Below are 25,700 nucleotides of genomic sequence, written 5' to 3' on the forward strand. Positions count from 1 at the left end.
ACAAACTTCAAAAAAACAATGACCTGCGTGTGGGCGAGGGCTCTCAGACGGTGGTGCGCTCGGTCACGACGCGGCCCGATTCCATGCGCACCAATTGGTCGGCGAGGTCGAAATAACGGTCGTCGTGGGAGATGACGATGATGGTTTTGCCCAGGCGTTTAAGGTCCGGCAGCAGCTCGGTGTAGAAGATCCGGCGGAAGGTCGGGTCCTGGTCGGCGGCCCACTCGTCGAACACCAGCACCGGGCGTTCTTCCAGCCAGGCGTTGATCAGCGCCAGGCGCTTGCGTTGGCCGGTGGACAGGTCGGTGGTGGTGAAGCGGCCGTCGGTGACGCTGACCTTGTGCGCGATTTCCAGTCGTTGCAGATAAGTGTTGGCGTCTTCCGGAATCTGCTGGTCGCCCTGCACCACGTCATCGAACAGGTAGTAGTCGGCAAAAATCGTAGTGAACAACTGCCGATAGTCGTCACGGTTCTGTGCATCGATGGCCTGGCCATTGAGCAGGATCGATCCCTGTTGCGGCGCGTAGAGGCCAAGCAGCAGTTTGATCAGGGTGGTCTTGCCGCAGCCGTTTTCGCCGACGATGAAAATGATCTCGCCTTGCTCGATGCTCAGGTTGACCGGGCCCAGGCGAAACGCCTCGCTGCCCGGAACAGCGGGGAAGGCGTAGCTGACGTTGTCCAGTTGCAGGCGCTCGACCACCGACGGTGGTGTGCCTTGCTCGTTGAGCAGCAGGTGCGGCTCGGGCGAGGAGAATTTGCCCGAGAGCTCGGCGATTCGGCGAAAGGCAATGCGCGCCCGGCTGACGATGGGCAAGGTGCCGACCAGATGCTCAATCGGGCCTTTCATGTACAGCAGCACCAGCACGAAGCCGCTCGTCACCGCCTTGTCGGCACTCGGCCACAGCGATTGCAGGGCCAGCGCCAGGCCGATGACCACGAAGAACAGCATCGAGCCGAGGGTCTTGGCGATGACGAAGGTGTTGATCGAGCGGACCTGGGTGTTGCAGATGAAATCGGCCGTGCCCTTGATGCCCGCGTCGAACATCCGCTGGCGCCGCGGCCGGTGGATACGCAGTTCCTTGGCGCCACCGGCGATGGCGTTGTAGTGCTTCTGCAGCTCGTCCTCGGCATCACGAGCCGCCATGAAGCCCTGAATGCCCTTGCCTTGGGCGTAGAACTGAATGCCGGTGCCGATAGCGATCGCCACCACCATCATCAGGAACATCGGCCACGACAGCAGCGCCAGGTAGCCCATGCAGCCGAGGGTCACGGTCAGGGAAATCGCCAGCGGGGCAAAGGCGAACGCGAAATCGCTGATGGTGTCGACGTCGTGGGTCAGCACCGGGATCAGGCGATGGCTGCGGTAGCGTTCGATCTGTTCGATGGGCGCTGACAGCACCTTTTCTCCCAGCGTTTTTCGCAGTTTGGCGATGATGTGTTGGCCGACGTAGTTGCTGCCGATGTCGGAGCAGATCGAACTGCCCAGCGCCAGCAGGCACAGGCCGCCGAACAGCGCGACCACGTTTTGGGTCAGGCCATCGGGTGAATGCAAAGCGTTGTTGATCGTGGCCAGCAGCACCGTCACGCTCAGGCCGCCGATCATGCCCAGCACAATGGAGGTGGCAACGATCAGTCGAAAGGGTTTGAGCAGGGCCAGAAGTTCGCCGATGGCGCCCGGGGCAGGCTGGGTCATGGCAGGCAGTTCCTTGGGTCGTATGGCAGATACCCAGTAGAACGTCTGGTGAGGGGGTTAATTTAAACGGCGGGAGACCCGGGTCGTCGACAGGGCACCAACCCCTGTGGGAACGAGCTTGCTCGCGATAGCGGTCTGACAGGCAACTTGAAGTTGAATGTCAGGGCCTCTTCGAGGGCAAGCCCGCCCCCACAGTTGTAGAAGTGAGCTTAGAGAGTGCGTACTACGCGAAAGCCGATCCAGTCTCCCCGGGTCGCCGGATCGATGTCGTTGCGGTTACCCGAGCGGGAAAACACCGGTGCTTCGCCCCAGTCGTTGCCGCGGATACGCAGGGTGTCGCAGTCGGGTTCGGTCCAGGCGCTGCCATCGGTGGGGGCGCCGACGTAGTCGGGGTGATAGCAGTCGGCGAGCCATTCGTAGACGTTGCCGTGCATGTCGTACAGGCCGAAGGCATTCGGCGGATAGCTGCCGACCGGCGAGGAAAAGCTGTAGCCATCGGTGGGGCCGTAGGTGTTGGCGTGGGTGGCGATGCTGTACTCGGTGCCGGGATCGAACGGGAAGGGAAATGGTCCTGTGGAACCAGCCCGGGCAGCGTATTCGCGCTGTGCCTCGCTGACGATGTGGTAGTGCTGACCGGTTTTCAGCGACAGCCAGGTGACATAGGCCGAGACCTCCGCGTAGTTCATGCACACCGCCGGCTGGCGCGAGCCCTGGGGGTAACTCGGTTTGCCGTTGGTACAGGCGCGGCCGGGGCGGGTATCGCCATCGGGCAGGGTGATGCCGGTTTCCTTCATGTACTGGTTCCACTCGCCAGCGGTGATCTGGTAGCGGCTCATGGCGAAGGGTTTGTCGAAGGTCACCTCATGCATCGGACCCTCATCGGGCTCACGGCCGACTTCGTCATCCGGCGTGCCCATGGTGAAGGTGCCGGCCGGCAGCACGACCATTTCCGGGCAGTCGCGGCAGTCCTTGAACACCTTGCCCGGCAGCGGTGCCGTGTAGGCCAGGGCGAGGCCGGGCAGGGTGCTGCCGAGCGCGGCCAAGAGCGTCATTGCGCCGAGTCGCTTGACGATGTGCGGGATACTTTTCATAGCGGTTCCTTGGCGTCGGTGGATCAGACCTGGCTGGCCAGCAAGGTCATCAGTCGATCGATATGGGCCTGGGTATTGAGCAGGCCCGGCGCCAGGCGAATGATCGGACCGACGTCGCGGTCGACCGCATCGCAGACCACCCGTTGATCCATCAAGTGGTTGGCGACTTCTTCGCAGTCACGACCCTTGATGCGGAAGAAGGTGAACCCGGCGGAGTACTCGGGCGACAGCGGCGTCACCAGCTCCACCGAAGGATGCTCTTGCAAGCGTTTTTTCAGATAGCTGTTGAGTTCGTGGATGCGCGTCTGGACCACGTCCTTGCCCAGGTCCAGGTGCAACTTGAACGCTTCGGTCAGTGCCCAGCGATGTTCGAAAGAGTGATAACCGCCATACGTCATCACCGTAGAAAACTCGGTGGCTTCGGAGAAGGTCGGAATGGTCGGGGTGACATCCGTGAGCTGGTCCGAGCGGGCGCAAATGATCCCGGTGCCGCGGGGGCCGAATATCCACTTGTGGGTGCCGGCAATGAAGAAGTCGCAATGCATGTCCGGGAAGTCGAAGTTCTCCACGCCGAAGCCGTGCACGCCATCGATCACGTAGAGGATGCGGTCCTTGTCCTGGCGGCCACGGTTTTTCTCGGCGACCAGCTTGCCGATTTCACCGACGGGCAGCTTCACGCCGCTGCCCGAATGCACCCAGGTCATGCCGAGTACGCGTGTTTCGGGGCGGATGTTCTTCTCGATCGCGGCCAGCACCTCGGCGGTCGAAACCTTGTGCGGGTCTTCAAACAACTTGATCTTGCGAACCCGGGTGCCGTCCTTCTGACTGCGGTATTCGAGCACGCTGTTGGCGGCGTAATGCTCGTGCTCGCTGGTCAGGATTTCCTGATCCGGGCGCACATGAATGCCGGCATAGATCATCGCCAGGCCTTCGGTGGTGCTGCCGGTCAGGGCGATCTGCGAGGGTTTGGCCTTCAGGTAGCGGCCAGCCCAGACGCGCACGTCCTGTTCGCGTTTTTCCGTTTCGCCGCGGTGCCAGTCCATGGCCAGGCCGGGGTTGCGGTCGAGGTTGGCGCGGTGCATCTCGATGGCTTCACGTACGGGGCGCGGGTGCGACGTCACCAGGAAATTGGCGAAGTGCAGGTAGTCCGGGTCCTGGTTGAATAACTGACGGAACTGCTCCCACTTGTCTTTCGACAAAGGTGCGGGTGTGGCAGCCACGGCCGGCAGATTCGTGGCCGAAGCCAGGGGAATGCCGGCCGCGAGAATGCCGGCCTGCTTGAGGAATGAACGACGGTTGGTCATGGCTTGGTTCGCTTTGACTAAAGGAAAAATCAGTTCTGCACCACAGGACGGGCGGACTTCTGCACCTGGTCCCAGACCCGCAGGAAGTTGCCGCCCCAGAGCTTGGCGATGTCGGCTTCGCTGTAGCCACGACTGAGCAGTTCGGCGCTGACGTTGCGGCCTTCGCTGACGTCCTTCCAGCCGTCGAGGCCGCCACCGTCGTTGAAGTCGGAGCTGATGCCGACATGGTCGATGCCGATCTTTTTCACCGCGTAATCGATGGCGTCGCCGTAGTCCTTGAGGCTGGCCTTGGGTTCTTCGTCGAGGATGGAATAGAGCTGGCTGGCGTATTCGCCAAAGCGCTGTTCCGGCCACACGGTGATGATCGGATCCCCCGGCATCAAGGCCATTTCCAGGCCTTGCAGCGGTTGCAGGTCAAAGCGTGCGCGCAGGGTGTTGAGCTTGTCGCGGGTGGCCTGGCTCAGTGGGCGGATGTAGGTCGGGAAACCGACAATCTGCACCACGCCGCCGCTGTTTTTGATCAGCTGCATTTCCTCGTCGCTGAGATTGCGCGGGATATCCACCAAGGCACGGGGCGCCGAATGCGAGGCGACCATCGGCGTGCGGCTCAATTGCGCGACCTGTTCCAGTGCCTTGGTCGACATCTGCGACACGTCGATGATCACGCCCAGGTCATTGAGACGATGCACCGCTTGCTTGCCGATGTCCGAGAGCCCGCCGAGGGCGTCGCGTGAATCATTGAAAAACGGCAGCGGCCGCGAGGAGTCAGCCCAGGCATTGTTGCCCACGTAACTGAAGCCGAACATGCGCATGCCCCGGGCCGCCCATTTATCCAGGGCATTGAGGTCGCTGCCCAGCGGGTAGGCGTTGAGCATGCTCATGAAAATCGCGAACTTGCCTTCACCGTGCAGGCGCCGGAAATCATCCGGGGTGTAGGCGATGGCCACCTGATTGGGGAAGTCGCGGACCATGGCACTTATGATTTTGTAGCGGGTTTCCTGTTCAAGGCGGGCCTCATCGACGAAACCGGCAGTGGGGCGATGGGGCGCATTGGGGCCGTTCCAGATTTCCGGCCAGCCGAAGATCGTCAGCGCCGCGCCGGACAAGCGTCCACGTGCGGACTTGACCAGGTCGAACTGGCCTTCGCCATCCTTGTCGGCTTCGTTGCCGGCGGTGCCGAAGTCCATCGGTACGGTGATGTGGCTGTCGAACGAGAGGATGCGTTCGTGCAATTCATCCGCCTGCTTCATCACCTTGACCGGGTAGCCGGGGTTGTCGCGAAACCCGTAATCCCAGGCTGCGAAACCGGCACCAGCACTGATCGCCAGGGCCAGCGGCAGGCCGATGTACAGCGCCTTTTTCGAACGTGGTCTTGTCATTGCCGTCTCTGTCAGGGGGGCTTTGCTATCTGGGAGGAACGAGCAGACGAGGAAGGAATTTAGTGTTTGTGCCGACGATGCTTTTAAATTTGTGCGGGCAACAAACGTTCTAGCTGGGATACAGCCTGCTCCATGGCTGACACAGGTAGGGCAATGACGATTTCTCGACGATGGTTCCTCGCGGGTCTGGCGCTGACCGGTGCTGCCGTGCCTGCGGTGTATTACGGGCATCGCGAGCTGACCCGGGCGGACCCGACGATCACCCCCGGCGAGGCCTCGTTCGACGTGGCGGATGTCACCGGTCAACGGCTGGCGGACAGTTTGCGCGGTGTCTGGCAGATTCGTTTCGAAGGGCGTGATGCCGGCCTCGAAGGATTGCCGCTGGACGGTCTGGAAGTGTTTATCGACATCGGCCACAAAGGCCGTGGCGTCGTCGGCTTCCTCGATACTGCCGAACGCCTGCGCGCCAGTGACGCGCCGCGTTATCGGGTACTGGGCGATCTGGCCGGGGCCGAGCCGAAGCAACTGAGCTGGCGCCTGGTGGGTGCCAGTGGTTGCTGCGATTACGAGTTCAACATGACGCTGGACGAGGTCTGGGCCGGGTTCGGCAATGCCGGCAGCGGCAGCCTCAGTGGTCGTGTGGTGGACCTGAACCGGCCCTTGATGTTGACCGCTCAGGACAACCGCTTCATCGCGGTCAAGCGGTTGTTCCCCGAGGCGCGGGAACGCACCGGGCTGAATTCGCCCTTGCTGACCTGGTTGGTGTCTCCGGAACATCGGTTGTTCCACCAGCTCTGGCATGCCTCCCGGGACAAATGGCACAAGCTGTCCGACGCTCAACGCGACGCCTTGCGGGGGCTCGGTTGGCAACCCGGGCCACGGGACACCGAGCGCGATGCCCGTGGCCCGCGCAAGGATCGCAACGGCTCGGGTGTGGACTTCTTTTTCATGCACCGGCAAATGCTCGGCACGGCGCGCTCCCTGCAAGACTTGCCCTCCTGGACGCACTTCCCGTTGCCGCAACCGGAACTGGCCCGCGACCGCCTCGGCTTCGCCCGTTACTTCGACAACCACGACGGCACCTCACTGCCGCCGACCTGGCTGGCCGAAGACGATGACGAATACACGCAGTGGGTCAGCGATCTCAAGACGGCCGAGACTTACCACAGCAATTTCCAGGTGTGGGAGTCGCAGTACCGCGACCCGCGCTACCTGTCGAAGCTGACCCTGGGGCAGTTTGGTTCGGAAGTGGAATTGGGTCTGCACGACTGGTTGCACATGCGCTGGGCCTCGGTGCCGCGTGATCCGTCCAATGGTCAACCGGTACCGTTCGCCCGGGATCCGGCGGATTTTTCCGCACGCTGGTTCGCGGCGGAGAACGACTTTCTCGGCGATCCGTTTTCGTCCCATGTGAACCCGGTGTTCTGGCACTTTCATGGCTGGATCGATGACCGTCTGGAAGACTGGTTCCGCGCCCATGAGCGTTTTCATCCGGGGGAGGTCAGCCGGCAACAGGTCAACGGCGTGCCATGGTTTGCGCCGGGACGCTGGGTCGAGATCGCAGACCCGTGGCTGGGCCCGATGACCCACGGTTGCAGCACTACGCCGGGGCTGCAGGTGGGCAAGTCAGTGGAAATGGACCCGGAGGTGATGAAGCTGGCGCTGCGGATTACCTTTGGCGAGGACGAAGACAAACTGGCAGGCCTGATGCGCAAGGTGCCACAGCGCCCGTGGTATGCGCGGCACCTGAAGGCTAAACAACATCAGGCCTGATGGCGGCGATGAGTCAGGTCGTGGTGGATGATGCGGTGGCGGAATCGAGAGGTTGGGACGGTGACCGAGCGGGCGGTGAAGGCAGAGAGGTCGTGGCTGGAAAAAAGGGGGCAGATTTCTTCCATCCGGAATAAATCTGCCCCCTATTGCCCGCGTCCCTAAGACGTCAATCCCTGTCCCCCTGTTCATCAGTTTTTTGAGTTCAGCTGAGCACTCCTGACTTTCCTACTATGACCAGTAATACCATCGCAATAAAAAGTCCGATAAAAGTCCATTGCAGAATTACAAGCTGCCGCTTGAGTTTGAATGGAAAACTGTCTATTTCCTCAGCGCTTACCAGACCCCGCTTAAGAAAAAACTGTGGAAATGTAAGAGCACTAGAGATCCATCCTATTAAATGCACCCTGCCATAGAAGCTGGAGCGTCTGTATATACCGTGAGCCAGGTAGGTGGAACCTTTTTTGAAGTGTGTAGATATCTGATCACCCTTGGTATAACTAATATACAAAGCTGATCCAAGGCTCAGAAAAACTCCAACGACAAACACTCCACCCAAACTAATGAATACCAAATTTGCAGTATTCATTTTACAACCTCGTAAATTTCATCGCCAAAGAACTCACCAAATGAGCTACCCAACTCTCCTCCAACGTATGAACCGATACCTGCTACCAAAATGCTGCATGCCAAAGGCGCAAAACCGGCTGTAGGTACTGTAAAAACAACACAGAGTCCACTCATCAAAGGCACAGCCATACTGCCAACCAACGCGCTACCCCCAATCGCCCCAACAAAACTCCCTGCCTCTGTAAATTTAACTCGCTTGCAGGCCTCGGTACTCCCCGCTCTGCACACATCCTGAACCTTCATAGCCGACACCCCGCCACCAATAGCCGTCCCAACCCAACCACCGTACTGAACGTATTTGGACGCCCTGGCCACCCCATCAAAGTGAGTCGCATACCCCGGCATCTGCCCCACGCCGCCCGCTTCCGTCCAGCGGTGCACCAGACTCGGTGGCGAAAGGAACAGCGCACGATTCAAATCGGGATGATGGGGGAAACCGATACCTTTGCGTGTCAGGATGGTCATGTGAACATCGAGTGTGGCGAACAGTTTTTGCCGTTCTGCGAGAAATGTCGGTGAACTCAGGTGGCCATCGCGCAGAAAGGAATGCTGATGCAGCGCTTCGATTTTTTTCAGGGTGTCGCTGACGTTATCCAGATTGTTCTTGAAAACACTCGCGCCGACACCGACGGCTTGCGAGCCATAGGTCAGGAAGCTCTGGATGACCTCCCGGTGCTGCACCATGAAATCCGCTTCTTCCGGGCTGAGGGTTTCGAGGATCTGATTGGTCCTGGCCGCCACGCCCATGAGCAGGGCTTCTTCAAGGGTGCACTGGTAGTTGCTGGGGTCGCTCAGCACGATCATCGAGCCGGCCTTGACCTCGTGCCGGTAAGGATTGAGCAGTTTGAATTTGCCCATCACCGTTGGGTCGCGCAGGGTGAACAGGTCGGCTTCGAGTTGTTCGCGGGTAGTGCTTTTCGGAACGATGTAGAAGCCGGGTTCCTCGGCTGTGGCACTGCCCAGGGGCACGGACCTGGGCGTGCTCGATGCAGACGCGAAGCCGGATGAGCGTGGCGCTGGTGGACTGCTGGCGAACGCTGTGTCCGGTTGGGCGACGGCCCTGGTGGTCTGCGGCGCTGCGTCATTGCGCGATTCGTATTTGTTGGTAAGCACCGATGGGATCAACTCGGCCTTACACGGGCAGCCGCTCAAGCTGTCCAGCGAACCGGCGGCGAGCCGACCATTGCTATTGAAGAAGGAGACACCGCCTTCTATGGTGTAGGTTTCGCCGTTTATCCCGCAGGAAACCCGGTCGCCTTCACGCGCGTGGGCCATACCGAGCATCGTGATGCGCGTGTCGGCCTCCAGCACCTCGCCGCCGCAGGTGGTCTTGTCACCCAGGCGAATGAAATATCCTATTGCCATTGATTGATCTCCTTTTCTACCGGCGCCCCATTCATGTGAGGCGCGCCACTGTTAACCAGCGCCAAGCCGACTCGGGATGAGTGGCGTAACGCAAACTACGTGGGCGAAAAGGAAACTCAAGAGGGTTGGGAAAATCAGGAAATGCCTTACGGGCACTGGTGAAAAGGACCACAGAAATAGGCGGGGCAATGGCGTTTTTGCACGTCTTCGGATGCAAAACAGGATGGCAACTTCTCTTGTTAGAGTCCCTGCCATCCGCCACCCAACGCCTTGTACAAGGCAATGCTCGCCTGCATCCGCGACAGCCGCAGTTGCACATTCAGGTCCTGCGCGGCATACAGCGTGCGCTGGGTCTCCAGCACGGTCAGCAAGTCCTCGGCTCCGGCCTGATAACGGCTCTGGGCAATATCGAAGGCGGTCTGCGCCTGGCTCAATTCTTCACTCTGCCATTGCCGCTGTTGATCCAGCCCGCGAATGCCGTTGAGGGCTTTTTCGACGTCGGCGAAACCGTTGATGATTGCCCCGCGATAGCTTTCCAGCAGCTCTTCCTGACGGGCCGTGGCCTTGTCCCGTTGGGCGCCGAGGCGACCATTGTTGAACACCGGCGCGAGCAGCCCGGCAGTGAGGTTGTAGAAGGGGCTGCGCAAAATGTCGTGGGCATGATCGGCGCCGGAGCCGATTTCCGCGGTCAGGGTCACGGTCGGCAGCATGGCTGCGCGGGCGACGGTGACGTCTGCCTGTGCTGCTGCAAGCTGAGCTTCGGCGCGAGCAATGTCCGGGCGTCGGCTGAGCAACTGGCTGGGCACACCGGCATCGATCACGGGCCAGGTCAGTTGATCGAATCGTTCCTGGCGCAGCGCCAATTGCTGCATCGGGCGGCCGAGCAGGGCCGCGAGGCTGATCCGGGCATCCGTGGCCTGTTGCTGCACCAGCGGCAGTTGCCGTTGCTGTGCCGCCACCAGGCTTTTCTGTTGCGCCAGTTCCAGGGCGGTGGCCGAGCCTGAATCGAAGCGGGTCTGCACCAGTCGCAACACGCTCTGGGCGTTGGCCAGGTTCAGTTCGGCGATGCGGCTCTGTTCCTGCAGTGACAGGGTTTGCGCGTAGGTGTTGGCGACACCGCTGAGCAGGGTCAACTCGACAGTAGCCTGGTCGAACTCGCTGGCTTGCAGGCTGAACGCTGCACTGTCACGGCCGGCGCGCTGACCGCCCCAGAAGTCGATCTCGTAACTGGCGCTGAGGTTAGCGCTGAAGTAGTCGACCGCATCGTTGTTGCTGTCGGCATCCAGTTGGCTGTAACCATCACCGCGCAACAGTTTTTGCCGGTTGGCAGTGAGCCCGGCCTTGACCTCGGGCAGCTGCGAACCACCGGCAATCACAGTGTCCGACTGGGCCTGACGCACCCGTGCCATGGCGGCGGCAAGATCGTAGCTGCCCAGCCGGGCCTGTTCGATCAGCCCCGCCAATTGCGGACTGCCGAAACGCGTCCACCACTGCCGGTTGTCCTGCGCGATGCCGGCGGTGTACGGCGATTGCCAGGCTGCGGGCGGCTGGATGCCGCTGTCCGGACGCAGAGTGGGGCTGGCGCAGGCGTTGAGCAACAAGCAAAGGCTGAGTAGGCTGAGGGATGGCTTGAAAGGACGCGGTTTCATCGAGAGATCATTCACTGGTAAGGGCCGTGACCGGGTCGAGTCGCGCCGCTTTGCGCGCTGGCATGAAACCGAAGACAACGCCTGTGACCAAGGCGCACCCGAAGGCACCCAGCACCGCAAATAAAGAGAAGGCGACGGCGACTTCGCTGAGGATCAACACGCCACCGACAATCAGCGCCAGGGCGATGCCGGTGAGGCCGCCGACCACCGAGAGCATCACTGCTTCGGTGAGGAACTGGCGCAGGATGTCGCGCTGGCGGGCGCCGGTGGCCATGCGGATACCGATCTCGCGGGTGCGCTCGCGCACGGTCATGAGCATGATGTTCATCACGCCGATGCCACCCACCAGCAGGGAAATCGCGGCAATCGAGCCGAGCATCAGCGACAGGGTGTTTTGCGTGCGTGCCTCGGCCTGGATCATCGCCGCGTTGTTGGTCAGTTCGAAATCCTGTTTGCCGTTGTGCAGGCGCAGCAGCAATTGCTCGATGGCTTGTTCCGCTTCCTTGACCTTGCGTGCGTCGGCGGCAGCGATCGCCACGTATTCGGGGTTGTGGGTGCCGAACAGCCGTACGCTTGCCGCCGAGTAAGGAATGGCGATGCGGTCGTCGCTGTCGGAATCGCCGGAGCTGGCACCTTTTTCCGCGAGCACGCCGACCACCTGGAACGGCACGTTCTCGATCAGGATGTATTGGCCAATCGGGTTGGCCACGTCCTTGAGCAACTTGGTCCGCACCTTATGGCCGATCACTGCGACAGCCGCAGCATTCTGCTCATCGGCGCGGGTGAAATAGCTGCCCTCGACCACCGGCCAGTTGAAGATGCTTGGGAAGTGGGTGTCGTTGCCGCCGACGTAACTCAAATGGTCGAGGTTGCCGAAACGTACCCCGGCCTCCTGGCCGATCACCGGCATGATCTGCTTGACCTGGGGCAGGCTGGCGATGGCGGCGACGTCATCGAGGGTGACGATGCCCGGCGGCGTGCGCGGGTTGGGGGCCGAGCCGCTGAGGTAAATGATGTTGGAGCCAAAGGCGCCCATCTGCGCCATCACCTGACGCTTGCTGCCTTCGCCGACGGCCAGCATCACCACCACCGAGGCCACGCCAATGATGATCCCCAGCAGGGTCAGCGCGGTGCGGAACTTGTTGACCCACATCACCCGCCACGCCGCGTGCACGGCGTCCACCAGTTCACCTTTCCAGGCGCCCGTGGCTTCTGCACCTTGGGTCAGGCGCTTGCGCAGGTCGACAGCCTGTAGCGCACCGGGGGCGGCGGAATGTTGTGCGGATGGATTGTCCTCGGCGCTGTCGCTGATGATCAGGCCGTCGCGGATCTCGATGATGCGCTTGGCCCGGGCCGCCACTTCACGGTCGTGGGTGATGAGGATGACCACGTGGCCCTGGCTCGCCAGTTCGTCGAGCAGGGACATGACCTCGGCGCCGCTGTGGCTGTCGAGGGCGCCGGTGGGTTCGTCGGCGAGGATGATGTGACCGCCATTCATCAGGGCTCGAGCGATGGACACCCGTTGCTGCTGGCCGCCGGACAGTTGATGTGGGCGATTGCCCCGGCGTGAAGCCAGGCCGAGGCGGTCGAGCAGGGCGGCAGCGCGGGCGTGACGCTCGGCGGCGGGCAAGCCTGCGTAGATGGCCGGCATCTCGACGTTTTCCTGGGCTGAGCCCGCGGGAATCAGGTGGTAGCCCTGGAACACGAAGCCAAAGGCTTCACGGCGCAGCCAGGCCAGTTCGTCACTGTCCAGGGTGGCGACGTTGTCCCCGGCAAAACGGTATTCGCCCGAGGTCGGGCGGTCGAGGCAGCCGAGGATGTTCATCAGTGTCGACTTGCCGGAGCCGGAAGCCCCGACGATGGCGACGAATTCGCCGGCGTGGATCGACAGGTCGATGCCGCGCAATACGTGGACTTCAGGGGCGTCGCCGCCGCCGTAGGATTTGCGGATGGCGGACAGTTCGATCAGCGGCGTGTGCATTCAACCGCCACTCCCGTCGACAGGGCCGATCAGCAGGTGATCGCCTTCGGAAAGACCGTCGAGGATCTGCACGCGCAAACGGTCGCTGATACCCGTGCGCACGTTGCGTTGTTGAATGTCGCCGTTTTTCGCCACGACCTGGACGGTCTGGCTGTCGGGTTCAGTACCTGATTGCAAGGCTGCGACCGGCGCGGTCAAGACGTTCTTGGCCTGGTCGGCGACGAAAAATACCTGGGTGGTCATCTCCGCCATCAGTGCGTTGTCGCTGTTATCGACATCGAGCAGCACGGTGTACAGCACCACCCGGGCGCTGCCGCTCTTGCTGGTGCTGGTGGGGCTGCCGCTGCCCTGGCTGGTCTGGTCCAGCGGTTTGGGCGGCACCGGGAGGATCTGCCGCACGGTACTGCTCCATCGCCGGCTGCCGCCGCTCAAGGTGGTGAACCAGGCGTGCATGCCGGGTTTGACGTGACCGATGTCGGCCTCCGAGACCTCGGCCCACACGGTCATCGGCGACAGTTTGGCGATGCGCAATATCAATGGCGTTTGCTGTTGGGCATTGAGGGTCTGGCCTTCACGGGCATCCAGGGCAACGACGGTGCCGGCCATGGGCGCATAGATGCGCGTGTAGCCCAGTTCGGCCTGATCGCTGCGCAGGCTGGCCTCGGCCTGGCGGATCTGCGCCTGGAACATCTCGATACGGGCCTGGGTGGCGCGCAGTTCCGCTTGGGCGGTCTGCACATCTTCCTCGCGAGTGGCGCCACCGGCGGCAAGGTTCTGCTGGCGCTGGAATTTCTGCCGGGCGAGTTCGTGTTGCGCCCGTTGTTCCTGTAGCTGGGCCTTGAGGTTTTCGACGGAGAAGCGCCCGGCGTCGAGTTTGGCCTGCTGGGTCGACGGATCGATTTCCACCAGCAACTGGCCTTCCTTGACCTGGTCGCCGACTTCGACATGGATCTTGTGGATCTGCCCGGACGCCTGGGCGCCGACGTCGACGTAGCGACGTGGTTGCAGGGTGCCCAGGGCGGTGACGCTGCTTTCGATATCGGCGCGGGAGACCTGGACGGTGGCGAACTGTTCGCGGCCCGGCGGGAGGATCTGCCAGGCCGCCACGGCGATGACGGGAATCAGGCAAAGGGCTGCAAACAAGGCGCGACGGGTCTGTCGGGAACGTTTCATTCAGGCTTCCGGCCAAAGGAAATCGGCCCGTCGTTCAGCGGCGGGGCCGGGCAGGGACGGGGGGCTGTCCTGTAAACGTTGAGCCCAGGCAAGAATTTAGAGTGAGACGCTATCTAAGGTGGGAGCGAGCAAGCTCGCTCCCACAAAAGCGCTCACTATTTGGCGGGCGAGGAAACGCAGCGCTTTAAATCTATATGAGAATTACTATAAATTACGCACCTAAACTGCCACTATCGTGCCACTGTTTATTTCAGTCTCGGCACAATGCCTCAAGGAAAGTATCCGCAGCCTCCTGCGGACGGGAGTCATGTTGGAAAACTACTATCGCGAGCTGGTGTGCTTCCTCAACGCCAGGCTGGGTAACCGTCAGGTGGCCGAAGATGTGGTACATGACGCTTATCTGCGCGTGCTGGAACGAACCAGCGACGCGCCGATCGAGCAGCCCCGGGCATTCCTTTATCGCACCGCGCTGAATCTGGTGATCGACGACCATCGGCGCAACACCTTGCGTCAGGCCGAGTCGCTGGACGTGCTCGACAGCGAAGAACGTTATTTCACCCCCTCCCCGCAAAGCGCACTCGATCACGGCCAGCGCCTGGACATGCTCCAGCGTGCCCTGGCGGAGTTGCCACCGCTGTGCCGCGAAAGTTTCCTGCTGCGCAAGATCGAAGGCCTGTCCCACCCCGAGATTGCCAAGCAACTGGGCATTTCCCGCGCCCTGGTCGAAAAGCACATTGTCAATGCCATGAAGCATTGCCGTATACGCATGCGACAGTGGGAAGAGCGCTGAGCCTGCAGTGCTAAATTTCTGTTCATTGTCCTCGTTCCTAGTCAACAGACGACCTGTTGTGTGGCTTCTGGCCGGTCAGGTCACTTAGGTTCAATGCTCCGTTGCGGCGGGGATCATCCAGAGGACACTGGACATGACACAGGCAATTGCATCGCCCCTCGTTCACGATCTGATCGGCGTCGGTTTCGGCCCCTCGAACCTGGCCCTGGCCATTGCGCTGCAGGAGCGCGGGGCGAGTCAGGGTCAACTGGATGTGCTGTTTCTCGACAAGCAGGCCGATTACCGCTGGCACGGCAACACGCTGGTAACCCAGAGCGAGTTGCAGATCTCCTTCCTCAAGGACCTGGTGACCCTGCGCAATCCGACCAGCCCGTATTCCTTCGTTAACTACCTCAAGGCCCACGGACGATTGGTGGACTTCATCAATCTGGGCACCTTCTACCCGTGCCGCATGGAGTACAACGACTACCTGCGCTGGGTGGCCGGGCAGTTCACCGCGCAAAGTCGCTACGGCGAGGAAGTGCTGACCATCGAGCCGGTGCTGCACAACCAGCAGGTCGAGGCGCTGCGGGTCATCTCCCGAGATACCCAAGGCCATCAGCATGTGCGAAGTGCCCGCTCGGTGGTGGTCAGCGCTGGCGGCACGCCGCGTATTCCCGAAGTGTTCAAGGCCCTCAAGGATGACGGCCGGGTGTTCCATCACTCGCAGTACCTGGCGCAAATGGCCAAACAACCTTGCGTGGCCAATCAGCCGATGAGCATTGCAATCATCGGCGGCGGGCAGAGCGCGGCAGAAGCCTTCATTGATCTCAATGACAGTTTCCCTTCGGTGCAGGTCGACATGATCCTGCGTGGCTCGGCCTTGAAACCGGCCGATGACAGCCCCTTCGTCAACGAAGTGTTTTCCCCGGAGTTCACCGACCTGGTGTTCCAGCAACCGGACAGCGAGCGCGAACGGCTGGTCAACGAGTACCACAACACCAACTATTCGGTGGTGGACATCGACCTGATCGAACGCATCTACGGGATCTTCTACCGGCAGAAAGTCTCGGGCATCGCCCGTCATGCGTTCCACACCCTGACCACCATCGAAAAGGCCACCGCCACCGAGCACGGTGTGCAACTGACGCTGCGCAACAACGCCACCGGGGAAGTCACGGTCCGTCTGTACGACGCCGTGGTGCTGGCCACCGGTTACGAACGGCAGCTGCATCGCAAGCTGTTGGCACCGCTTGAGGAATACCTGGGTAACTTCGAAGTGGATCGCAATTATCGGCTGATCACCGATGAGCGCTGCAAGGTCGGCCTCTATATGCAGGGCTTCTGCCAGGCCAGTCACGGTTTGAGCGACACCTTGCTGTCGGTCCTGCCGATTCGTGCCGATGAAATCGCCGGGTCGCTGTATGAGCATGGCAAGCATCGTGGGCAGGGGCGGTCGGTGGTGGATGTGTTGTTGGCCACGGCCAGCTGATATGTTCGCAGGTGGTGAGGGCCCCATTGCCAGCAAGCCGGCGCCTACGCAAACCTGCATTGCAGGAGCCGGCCTACTGGCGATAGGGCCCAAAAGACCACCTCAAATTCAGCTTCCTGAACCCTTCCTGAAGAACCCCGTATTTCCCCCTGCAAGATTTTGTAACGGGTTTACTCTTCAAACATCGGGGCGTAAGCTTCGCGCGATTTCATCAATTACGGAGACCCACAGTGGGTACTTGTTCGAGTGACAGTTGTCGGCCGGTCTCGGTAACCGGCATATTCTCGGCAAGATAACGCGCAGTCTCCTCTGCCGTTGTCTCGCCGAAAAGCGAGCAGCGGCATCCCGATCGTGGCCCACGTTGGCCATGTCCCGACGTCCCTCTCATCGACGCTGAACAGAGCGTGGTTTCGACTATTTAATGTCGTGCCCGCACCTATCGACGCGCCTGTCATTCGTGACTGGCGTGCCAGGCCTTGCCGTACCGGTGGTTCCGGTGGCACAGGCATGGACATACCTGCTCGACGGTTTCCCGGCTGACCAAAGGGGCACCAGCCATGAAACTTACCCTCAAGGAATTTTTCGCAGGTTTCCTGCGGACCCGCCACATCGCCCGGCACTTCCGTCGCCTGGCGTTGCTGGAAACCTTTACCGACACCACGGTCAGCCGTGAAGTCCCGCCCACCCTGGCGCAAACCCTGGTCAATGCCGCCGGCAATGACACTGGTGATCTGCTGCACTCCCTGGGCAGTCACACCGACGGCTTGAGCGAAGTCGAAGCCGAAGCCCTGCGCGAGCAATACGGCCTCAACGAAGTCGAGCATGAACAACCGCTGCCCTGGTACGTGCACCTGTGGCACTGCTACAAGAACCCGTTCAACCTGCTGCTGACCCTGCTGGCCGTCATCTCGTGGCTGACCGAGGACATGAAAGCGGCCACTGTGATCTTCTCCATGGTGGTGCTCTCGACCTTGCTGCGTTTCTGGCAGGAAACCAAATCCAACCAGGCCGCCGATGCCCTCAAGGCCATGGTGAGCAACACCGCCACCGTGATGCGCCGTGACCTGGAAGACAAAAGCGCCAGCCGCATTGAATTGCCGATCAAGCAACTGGTGCCGGGCGATCTGATCGTGCTGTCGGCCGGCGACATGATTCCCGCCGACTGCCGGGTGCTCAGCGCCAAGGACCTGTTCGTCAGCCAGGCGGCGATGACCGGTGAGTCGATGCCGGTGGAAAAATTTCCACGCCAGCAGGACCGTGACACGCTCAACCCGCTGGACCTGGACAACATCCTGTTCATGGGCACCAACGTGGTCTCCGGCACAGCCATGGCGGTGATTCTCACCACCGGCAACAGCACTTACTTCGGTGCCCTGGCCCAGCGTGTCAGCGCTACCGACCGCGCGCCCACCGCGTTCCAGAACGGCGTGAACAAGGTCAGCTGGCTGTTGATCCGCTTCATGTTTGTCATGGCGCCGCTGGTGCTGTTCATCAACGGTTTCACCAAGGGTGACTGGACCGAAGCCCTGTTGTTCGCGCTGTCGATTGCCGTGGGCCTGACCCCGGAAATGCTGCCGATGATCGTCACCTCGACCCTGGCCAAGGGTGCGGTGTTCCTGTCGCGCAAAAAGGTCATCGTCAAACGCCTCGACGCGATCCAGAACTTCGGCGCGATGGACGTCCTGTGCACCGACAAAACCGGCACCCTGACCCAGGACAAGATCTTTCTGGCGCGCAACGTCGATGTCTGGGGCAACGATTCCGATGATGTACTGGAGATGGCTTACCTCAACAGCTACTACCAGACCGGCCTGAAAAACCTGCTGGACGTGGCCGTGCTGGAGCACGTCGAGATCCACCGCGAACTGAAAGTCGGCACTGCTTTTCGCAAGGTCGACGAAATTCCGTTCGACTTCACCCGTCGGCGCATGTCGGTGGTGGTGGCCGAGCGTGAGCAGCCGCACCTGCTGATTTGCAAAGGCGCCGTGGAAGAAGTCCTGGCGGTGTGCTCGCGGGTGCGTCATGGCGACATCGATGAAGCGCTGACCGACGAACTGCTGGCGCGGATTCGCCAGGTCACTGCAGCGTTCAACGCCGAAGGCCTGCGGGTGGTGGCCGTGGCTGCGCGGCCAATGATTGAAGGACGTGACACTTACAGCCTGGCCGATGAACGCGAACTGACCCTGATCGGTTACGTCGCCTTCCTCGATCCGCCCAAGGAAAGCACCGCACCGGCGCTCAAGGCCCTGGCCGCTCACGGTGTGGCGGTGAAAGTACTGACCGGCGACAACGAACTGGTGACGGCGAAAATCTGCCGCGAAGTGGGCCTGGAACAACAAGGCCTGCTGATGGGCAACGACATTGAACGCATGACCGATGCACAACTGGCCAAGGCGGTGGAGACCACCAACGTCTTCGCCAAACTGACCCCGACCCACAAGGAACGCATTGTGCGCCTGCTCAAGGGCAACGGCCACGTAGTCGGCTTCATGGGCGACGGCATCAATGATGCACCGGCCCTGCGTACGGCCGACATCGGTATCTCGGTGGACAGCGCGGTGGACATCGCCAAGGAAGCAGCGGACATCATCCTCCTGGAAAAGAGCCTGATGGTGCTGGAGGAGGGCGTGCTGGAAGGCCGCCGGACCTTCGCCAACATGCTCAAGTACATCAAGATGACGGCCAGCTCGAACTTCGGCAACGTGTTCTCGGTGCTGGTGGCCAGTGCGTTCATTCCGTTCCTGCCGATGCTGCCGATGCATCTGCTGGTGCAAAACCTGCTGTATGACATTTCGCAGATCGCCATCCCGTTCGATAACGTCGATGACGAAATGCTCAGCAAACCACAACGCTGGCAGCCAGGGGACGTCGGCCGCTTCATGCTGTTTTTCGGGCCGATCAGTTCGATCTTTGACATCACCACGTTCGCCTTGATGTGGTACGTATTCGATGCCAACACCCCGGACCACCAGACCCTGTTCCAGTCGGGCTGGTTCGTGGTGGGGTTGCTGACCCAGACGCTGATCGTGCACATGATTCGTACGCCGAAGATTCCGTTCCTGCAAAGCCGCGCGGCCACACCGCTGCTGGTGATGACCGGGCTGATCATGGCCGTGGGGATCTTCCTGCCGATGGGCCCGCTGGCGCATTACTTCAAGCTGCAGGCACTGCCATCGCTGTACTTCGTGTTCCTGCCGGTGATTCTGCTGGCGTACATGGCGCTGACCCAGGCAGTGAAAGGGTTCTACATCCGCCGGTTTGGCTGGCAGTAAGGCTGCCAAAGTGTAGGAGCGAGCCTGCTCGCTCCTACAGGGGAGCGTCGTTTTCAAGGAGCTTTGACATGCAAGCCATCAACAACATCAACCTGGATTCCCTGCTCGACACCCTGGTCAGTCTCACCGCGGCCTTCATCCTCGGTGGCCTGATCGGTCTGGAGCGGCAGTACCGGCAACGCACCGCCGGCTTGCGCACCAATGTGCTGGTGGCCGTCGGTGCGGCGATTTTTGTCGACATGGCCAACCGTCTCGGCGGTGCCGAAGGCGCGGTTCGGGTCGTGGCTTATGTGGTGTCCGGCATCGGTTTTCTCGGTGCCGGGGTGATCATGCGCGAAGAGGGTAACGTACGTGGCCTCAACACGGCCGCCACCCTCTGGACCTCGGCGGCGGTAGGTGCCTGCGCCGGTGCGGACCTGTTGGCCGAAGCTGTCCTCGGCACGTTGTTCGTGCTGGCCGCCAATACCCTGTTGCGGCCGATCGTCAACAACCTCAACCGTCAGCCGCTGGACGTGGTTTCGGCGGAGGTCACCAATATTGTCTACGTGATCGCCCGGCGCACGCAGCAGAAAGCCGTGCTGGCGCTGCTCGAAGCGGAGCTTGAACGCAGCAATTACCCGGCCAGTGACGTGGACGTACACGGGTTCGGCGCGGATGAGATCGAAGTCGAAGCAACGCTGGCAACGACTTCGGTCGATGGTGATGAGCTGGACGCCCTGGTGGCACGGATCTCGATGTCGACCTTGGTGGTGCAAGCGTTCTGGAGTCCAAGTACCACTGAATGAGGTCAGCTCGTCCGAAGCGTATTTAGGAATAGTCCTACAGATAGTTATGCAGCGCTTGCGTAGCCTTCGCGACCTCTCGAATCCCAATTCGTCCGGAGGTCACCGTGCCGAACAAAGCATTACGAATCCTGATTGCCGATGGGCAGCACTTCCACCGATTGAAGATCGAGCGGCTTTTCAACCAGCTGGGGTATTACCGGATTGCACCCGTGCCGACTCAGGATGAGTTGCTGACACTGGTGGAGTTCGGATGCGGCCCCTTCGACCTGGTGGTAGTCGACGCAGCCTTCGCTGACGGGGAACTGGACGTGCCCGGTTTTTTTATCGACAACCCGCAAATCCATCACACGCTGCTTTTCAACTGCCCGCCGGTATTGAAAAAAGCTGCGCGCAAAAACCTGCATATCAGCCACGCCGCGTTGCCCGATCAGGCTGGTATCCAGGCGTTGATGAAGGTGGTTGACCCTGGCCTCCGTTCGTCGGAACTGTCAATTCTGTCAGGTAGATCCTATGTTTCTCCCGTGCGAGAGTCTCAGCGCAGCCGCTTTGTTTAACCACGGCGCTGCCCGGGGGCTTCCCGGCGTAAAGGTGATCTGTTTCTCGGGGGAGTTGCCATGAAATCAGCACTGATTGTGGAAGATCATCCAGTGGTTCGTTCCATGATCAAACTGGTGCTTGATGGTGAGGGGTTCAAACGACTCTATGAGGCGGCCCGCGGTGATGAGGTCGTGGCGCTGGTCCGTCAGCATCAACCGGATATCGTCCTGCTTGACCTGGGGTTACCCGGCGTGCCGGGACTGGATGTGCTGGAGCGGATCAAGGCGGAAAAGGTGCGCTGTAAGGTGGTGGTGTTCACTGCCCTGGAAGCGCAGTTTTACCAGGAGCGTTGCATGCGCGCCGGCGCGGCGGCCTATGTTTCCAAGAGCAAGAACCTGGATGATCTGAAAGCGGCTGTCAGTACGGTCCTGGCCGGCTACACCTGTTTTGTGCAATTGCCCTCGACAGCGGTATCGATGAATGCCTTGCAGCGCAGTGAAAAACAGCTGATCGATCTGCTGTCCAACCGCGAGCTGACCATCCTCCAGTACTTGGCCCGGGGGACAAGCAACACTGAAATCGCCGACCTCATGCACCTGAGCTACAAAACGGTCAGTACCTACAAAACCCGGCTGGTTCTAAAGCTCAACGTGAGTTCGTTGGTGCACCTGAGGGATTTCGCCTTGCGCAATCACCTGATCTGAATGAGCAGTGTGCGGCGATGGCCGGCGTGGATACTGTTCAGCCTCTACCTGTGTGCGTCGGCGGTCTGGGCGCAGTCCGCGCCGATGACACTGCACGGACGTTCCAGCGCCGAAGGCCTGAGCGTCACGCTTGGCGAAAACGAGTCGCGGTGGTTGAAGCTCAAGGGACGCCTGGTATTGGCCGTTTCCGCGCCGGATTACCCGCCCTTTGAATTCAACGCGGCGGGCAAGATGTTCGAGGGCATCACCGCCGATTACGCCGGGTTGCTCGAGCAATTGTTGCAGGTGCCGATCGACGTGCGGCGCTATCCTTCGCGGGCCGATGCGGTTCGGGCGATCAAGGAAGGGCAGGCGGACCTGCTGGGAACGGCCAACCGCTATGAAACCCAGGACCCGCAGTTGCAGATGTCCAGGGCCTATGCGGACGATCAACCCGTGCTGGTCACCCGGACCGAGGCACCCCAGGTGCTCGACCCGACGTTAGCCGGCAAGCGGCTGGTGATGCTCTATCACTACTTGCCTGAAGACAGCGTGAAGCAGTTCTACTCCAAGGCACAAGTCGAACTCTTTCCCTCGACGCTGGCGGCCATGGGTGCGGTGGCGTTCGGTCAGGCCGATGTCTATCTGGGTGATGCAATCAGTGCCCATTATCTGGTCAGCAAGAACTACCTGAACAATGTCCGCCTGAGTGACTTCTCGCCCATGGAGTCAGGTCGTTTTGCCTTTGCGATGGCCCGTGACAATCAGCCGTTGCTGGCCATCGTCAACAAGGCGCTGGTTGCCGTCACTGCCAACGAACGCATGAATATCCTGCGGCGCTGGGGGGCTAATGGGGTGTCCATGCCCGCTACCCAGGCGCTGCAATTGAGCCTGGCCGAACAACGTTGGCTCGGCCAGCATCCACGGGTAAAGGTCGCGATCAACAACAATATTCCGCCGATCAGCTTTATCGATAGCGAAGGGAACTACCAAGGCGTTGCTGTCGATCTTCTGGAAAAAATCAGTCTGCGCACCGGGCTGCAATTCGATATCCAGGGCATGAAATCGGTGGTCGAGATGCTGACCGCCATCAAGACGGGGCAGATCGACGTGCTGGCCGGCATCGGCCTCAGTTCCCAGCGCGAAGATGAACTGTTGTTCACCCGGGCATTTCTCAGCAGCCCGTCGGTACTGGTCACACGCGTGGCGCCCGACAGTCCAAGGACGCTGGATGACATGGCCGGCAAAGGCCTCGCGCTGACCCAGGGCAACATTGTCCGGCCATTCATCAGTCAGAACTTTGCACAGATCCACCTGATCGATGCGCCCTTGTCGGCGGATGCCATGAAAATGGTCGCCGATGGCAAGGCGGATGCCGGGATCAACTCACTGATCAGCGCCCGTTATCTGATTGCGCGGCAGTACCGCGATCGCCTGCAAATCACCAGCACGGTCGGCAGTGACCCGGCCCGCAGTACCTTGGCCACCAACCGTGACGCGACCGAGCTGCATTCGATTCTGGACAAGGCACTGTTGAGTATCCCGCCGGAAGAAATCGATGAGCTGACGCAACCCGGGCGCTATGACTCGATGGTGGAGCACAGTTACTGGTTGCGTCATCGGCAGGTGATCTACCAGGCCTTTGCCGGGGCTGCTGTCTTGCTCCTGCTCGCCCTGGCCGGGATCATCTGGCAGCGTCGACAGATTCGGCAACGCCAGCAATTGTTGGGGCAATTGCAGGAGGCCAAGGATGCCGCCGAAGATGCCAATCGAGCGAAGACGACGTTTCTGGCCACCATGAGCCATGAAATCCGCACACCGATGAATGCCTTGATCGGCATGCTTGAACTGGCGCAGAAGCGGGCGGATGAAGGGGTGACCGATCGCTCGGCGATTGAGGTGGCGTCGCAGGCGGGCCAGCAACTGGTAGCCTTGATCGGCGATATCCTCGACATCGCCCGGATCGAATCGGGGCATCTGTCGCTGATGCCGGAACGGGTCAATTTGCGTGATTCGGTATTGTCGGTATGCCGGATCTTTGAAGGTCTGGCGGTGCAGAAGAACCTGAAATGGCGGGTCGAGCTCGACGAAGGCAGTGACTGTGACGTCATGCTTGATCCGACACGTTTCAAGCAGGTGCTGTCCAACCTGTTGAGCAATGCGATCAAGTTCACCCGGGCGGGTGAGGTGAGTTTGACGCTGCGCATTCAGCCGCAGGCTTCGGCCCATCTCACCATCGATCTGTGCATCGAAGACAGTGGCGTCGGTATCAGCGCTTTTGATCAGCAGCGCCTGTTCAGTCCGTTTGTCCAGGCGCAGGACAACCAGCACTCCTCCCGGCAAGGCGCCGGACTGGGTCTGGTCATCAGCCGTACACTCTGCGAAATGATGGGCGGGCAACTGCTACTCGACAGTCGACTCGGGCGCGGGACGAAGGTGGCGATCGCTCTGAACCTGGTACTCCTGCCAACACTGTCCGTCGCTGAGGCTGCTGTGGTCGCGACGCCGCTGGCTACGCGTGCGCTGACGATTCTGGTGGTGGACGACTATCCCGCCAATCGCTTGTTGCTTACGCAACAATTGAGCTATCTGGGGCACCGCGTTCATTCGGCGCAAGACGGTGCACAAGGCCTGGAGCAATGGCGTCGGCAGGCGTTCGACCTGGTCATCACCGACTGCAACATGCCGGTACTCAATGGTTACCAACTGGCGCGCGCAATGCGTGAAGAGGAGCGTATGCAGGGCTTGGCGCCTACGCGGGTGCTCGGGTTTACCGCCAATGCACAAGCCGAGGAAAAGATCCGTTGTCTGGAAGCAGGGATGGATGACTGTCTGTTCAAACCCATTCGCCTGGAAGATTTGCAAATCTGGCTGGCCAGCCACTTTGCCATCGAGGCGGTCCGGGAGACGCACACCAGTTCCTCCAGAGTGTTCGATTTGAGTGGATTGCTACCTTATGCCGAGAGCAACCGTGAGCTGTTCGAGCAAGTCCTGCATGACCTGGCGCAGAGCAATCGCGAAGATCGTGCTCAGTTGATGACGTTAAATGTCAATGGCAAACACCCTGGGTTGCACGAGTTGGCGCACCGGATCAAGGGTGGCGCGATGATCGTGCGGGCGTCCGCCGTGCTTGAGGGGTGCGAGCACCTGGAGCGGGCGCTCGGTGACGGGCGCCCGGCGTTGATCGACGCTGCCATCGAGCAGTTGCAGCAGGCGATGTTGCACCTGGAGCAGGAGCTTGAGCAGCGTGATGCTTAATCCCAGTGGGGAGCAATGCCCTTGGGGCTGGTCAGCCGGTGACCGCGATCAAGCGTGGCAATCAACGCCATGTCGGCCTCACCCAAGGTCAGCGCAGTCGCGCGCAGGTTGCTTTCAAGATTGGCGCGGCGGGTCGAGGACGGAATCACTGCATAACGCGATTGCATGGCCCAGGCCAGGGTGACTTGTGCCGGTGTCGCCTGCAGGCGTTCGGCGATCTGCTGGATGACCGGGTCCTTGAGCACTTCACCATAGGCCAGGGTCATGTATGAGGTGACCCGAATGCCTTGGCTCTGTGCGAACGCCGCGACCTGGCGGTTCTGCAGGTACGGGTGCAGCTCGATCTGATTGGTTGCGATGTGCTCGGCACCGACGGCCTCAATCGCCTGTTTCATCAGTTCGATGGTGAAGTTGGAGACGCCTATCTGCCGGGTCAGGCCCAACTGTTTGGCCTCGAGCAGGGCGCCCATGAACTCCTCGACCGGCACTTGATCTTCGGGCGATGGCCAGTGGATCAGGGTCAGGTCCAGGTAGTTGGTTTGCAGCTTGGCCAGGCTTTCCCTGAGGCTGTCGATCAGACGCTCTTTGGCAAAGTTGGCGACCCAGATCTTGCTGGTGATGAACAGCTCATCGCGGGCAATGCCGCTGGCGGCGATGGCTTGACCCACCTCGCCTTCGTTCTCGTAGATCTGCGCGGTATCGATTGCCCGGTAGCCCAGGGACAGAGCGGTGCTCACCGAATCGATGACCACCTGGCCTTGCAAGCGAAACGTACCCAGGCCGAATGCGGGAATGGACATTGATGACTCCAGAGGTTGCAGTGGGAATGGGCGCCAGTATCCGCATCTGCCTGCCTGAGAAAAACCGCT

Annotated in this window: 18 protein-coding genes; 8 read left to right on the top strand and 10 right to left on the bottom strand. The window is 60.8% G+C overall.

Annotation, left to right across the window (positions count from 1 at the left end):
• Positions 1-43: 43 nt before the first annotated feature.
• From EIY72_RS12780 to pvdM, 4 genes are all read right to left on the bottom strand, one after another.
• Complete coding sequence (locus EIY72_RS12780; protein ID WP_093216822.1) at positions 44-1,693, bottom strand: cyclic peptide export ABC transporter; 1,650 nt, start codon at positions 1,691-1,693, stop codon at positions 44-46.
• A gap of 209 nt (positions 1,694-1,902) precedes the next feature.
• Entirely contained in the window at positions 1,903-2,784 is an 882-nt protein-coding gene (gene pvdO, locus EIY72_RS12785) for a dihydropyoverdine dehydrogenase (protein ID WP_093216827.1), read from the bottom strand.
• Between the two features lie 23 nt (positions 2,785-2,807).
• A complete protein-coding gene (gene pvdN / locus EIY72_RS12790; RefSeq protein ID WP_093216832.1) occupies positions 2,808-4,088 on the bottom strand; it encodes a pyoverdine-tailoring periplasmic protein PvdN in 1,281 nt (426 codons plus the stop codon).
• 29 nt (positions 4,089-4,117) lie between these two features.
• Positions 4,118-5,467 carry a pyoverdine-tailoring dipeptidase-like protein PvdM gene (pvdM, locus tag EIY72_RS12795; protein ID WP_093216836.1) on the bottom strand — a complete coding sequence of 450 codons (1,350 nt, stop codon included), beginning with the start codon at positions 5,465-5,467 and terminating at the stop codon, positions 4,118-4,120.
• 153 nt (positions 5,468-5,620) lie between these two features.
• On the opposite strand from pvdM, the gene pvdP reads away from it, so the two are divergent.
• A complete protein-coding gene (gene pvdP / locus EIY72_RS12800) occupies positions 5,621-7,240 on the top strand; it encodes a pyoverdine maturation tyrosinase PvdP (protein ID WP_093216840.1) in 1,620 nt (539 codons plus the stop codon).
• Between the two features lie 202 nt (positions 7,241-7,442).
• Here pvdP and EIY72_RS12805 read toward each other — a convergent pair whose 3' ends face one another.
• The 5 genes from EIY72_RS12805 to EIY72_RS12825 all read right to left on the bottom strand — a co-directional run bounded on the left by EIY72_RS12805 (position 7,443) and on the right by EIY72_RS12825 (position 14,035).
• Positions 7,443-7,826, bottom strand: a complete 384-nt coding sequence (locus EIY72_RS12805; RefSeq protein ID WP_093216845.1) for a hypothetical protein — start codon at positions 7,824-7,826, stop codon at positions 7,443-7,445.
• On the bottom strand, positions 7,823-9,232 hold the full coding sequence (locus tag EIY72_RS12810) for a PAAR domain-containing protein (RefSeq protein WP_093216850.1): 1,410 nt from the start codon (positions 9,230-9,232) through the stop codon (positions 7,823-7,825). Before EIY72_RS12810 ends, EIY72_RS12805 begins: the two co-directional genes overlap by 4 nt.
• Before the next feature lie 239 nt (positions 9,233-9,471).
• Positions 9,472-10,881 carry an efflux transporter outer membrane subunit gene (locus tag EIY72_RS12815; RefSeq protein ID WP_093216855.1) on the bottom strand — a complete coding sequence of 470 codons (1,410 nt, stop codon included), beginning with the start codon at positions 10,879-10,881 and terminating at the stop codon, positions 9,472-9,474.
• A gap of 7 nt (positions 10,882-10,888) precedes the next feature.
• On the bottom strand, positions 10,889-12,862 hold the full coding sequence (locus EIY72_RS12820) for a MacB family efflux pump subunit (RefSeq protein ID WP_093216859.1): 1,974 nt from the start codon (positions 12,860-12,862) through the stop codon (positions 10,889-10,891).
• Positions 12,863-14,035 (bottom strand): efflux RND transporter periplasmic adaptor subunit, encoded by a 1,173-nt coding sequence (locus tag EIY72_RS12825; RefSeq protein WP_093216864.1) that lies wholly within the window; start codon positions 14,033-14,035, stop codon positions 12,863-12,865. It abuts the gene before it with no gap.
• A 307-nt stretch (positions 14,036-14,342) separates the two neighbouring features.
• Between EIY72_RS12825 and EIY72_RS12830 the strand changes: the two genes are divergently transcribed.
• The 7 genes from EIY72_RS12830 (at position 14,343) to EIY72_RS12860 (ending at position 24,831) form a co-directional block, all read left to right on the top strand.
• Positions 14,343-14,825: a sigma-70 family RNA polymerase sigma factor gene (locus tag EIY72_RS12830; RefSeq protein WP_093216868.1), complete on the top strand. Its 483-nt coding sequence runs from the start codon at positions 14,343-14,345 to the stop codon at positions 14,823-14,825.
• 133 nt (positions 14,826-14,958) lie between these two features.
• Entirely contained in the window at positions 14,959-16,296 is a 1,338-nt protein-coding gene (locus tag EIY72_RS12835) for a lysine N(6)-hydroxylase/L-ornithine N(5)-oxygenase family protein (protein ID WP_093216871.1), read from the top strand.
• 557 nt (positions 16,297-16,853) lie between these two features.
• A complete protein-coding gene (gene mgtA, locus EIY72_RS12840) occupies positions 16,854-19,568 on the top strand; it encodes a magnesium-translocating P-type ATPase (protein WP_093216875.1) in 2,715 nt (904 codons plus the stop codon).
• Between the two features lie 68 nt (positions 19,569-19,636).
• A complete protein-coding gene (locus EIY72_RS12845) occupies positions 19,637-20,353 on the top strand; it encodes an MgtC/SapB family protein (RefSeq protein WP_093216878.1) in 717 nt (238 codons plus the stop codon).
• A 104-nt stretch (positions 20,354-20,457) separates the two neighbouring features.
• Positions 20,458-20,907 (top strand): ANTAR domain-containing protein, encoded by a 450-nt coding sequence (locus tag EIY72_RS12850; RefSeq protein WP_231985529.1) that lies wholly within the window; start codon positions 20,458-20,460, stop codon positions 20,905-20,907.
• A gap of 60 nt (positions 20,908-20,967) precedes the next feature.
• On the top strand, positions 20,968-21,594 hold the full coding sequence (locus tag EIY72_RS12855; RefSeq protein WP_093216882.1) for a response regulator transcription factor: 627 nt from the start codon (positions 20,968-20,970) through the stop codon (positions 21,592-21,594).
• Positions 21,595-24,831, top strand: coding sequence for a transporter substrate-binding domain-containing protein (locus EIY72_RS12860; RefSeq protein ID WP_093216886.1), 3,237 nt, complete (start codon positions 21,595-21,597; stop codon positions 24,829-24,831). It abuts the gene before it with no gap.
• Here EIY72_RS12860 and dkgB read toward each other — a convergent pair.
• Positions 24,828-25,631, bottom strand: coding sequence for a 2,5-didehydrogluconate reductase DkgB (gene dkgB, locus EIY72_RS12865; protein WP_093216890.1), 804 nt, complete (start codon positions 25,629-25,631; stop codon positions 24,828-24,830). The genes EIY72_RS12860 and dkgB overlap by 4 nt on opposite strands.
• Positions 25,632-25,700 lie beyond the last annotated feature (69 nt).

The sequence above is a fragment of the Pseudomonas vancouverensis genome (genome assembly GCF_004348895.1).
In the GTDB taxonomy this organism is placed as follows: Bacteria; Pseudomonadota; Gammaproteobacteria; order Pseudomonadales; family Pseudomonadaceae; genus Aquipseudomonas; species Aquipseudomonas vancouverensis.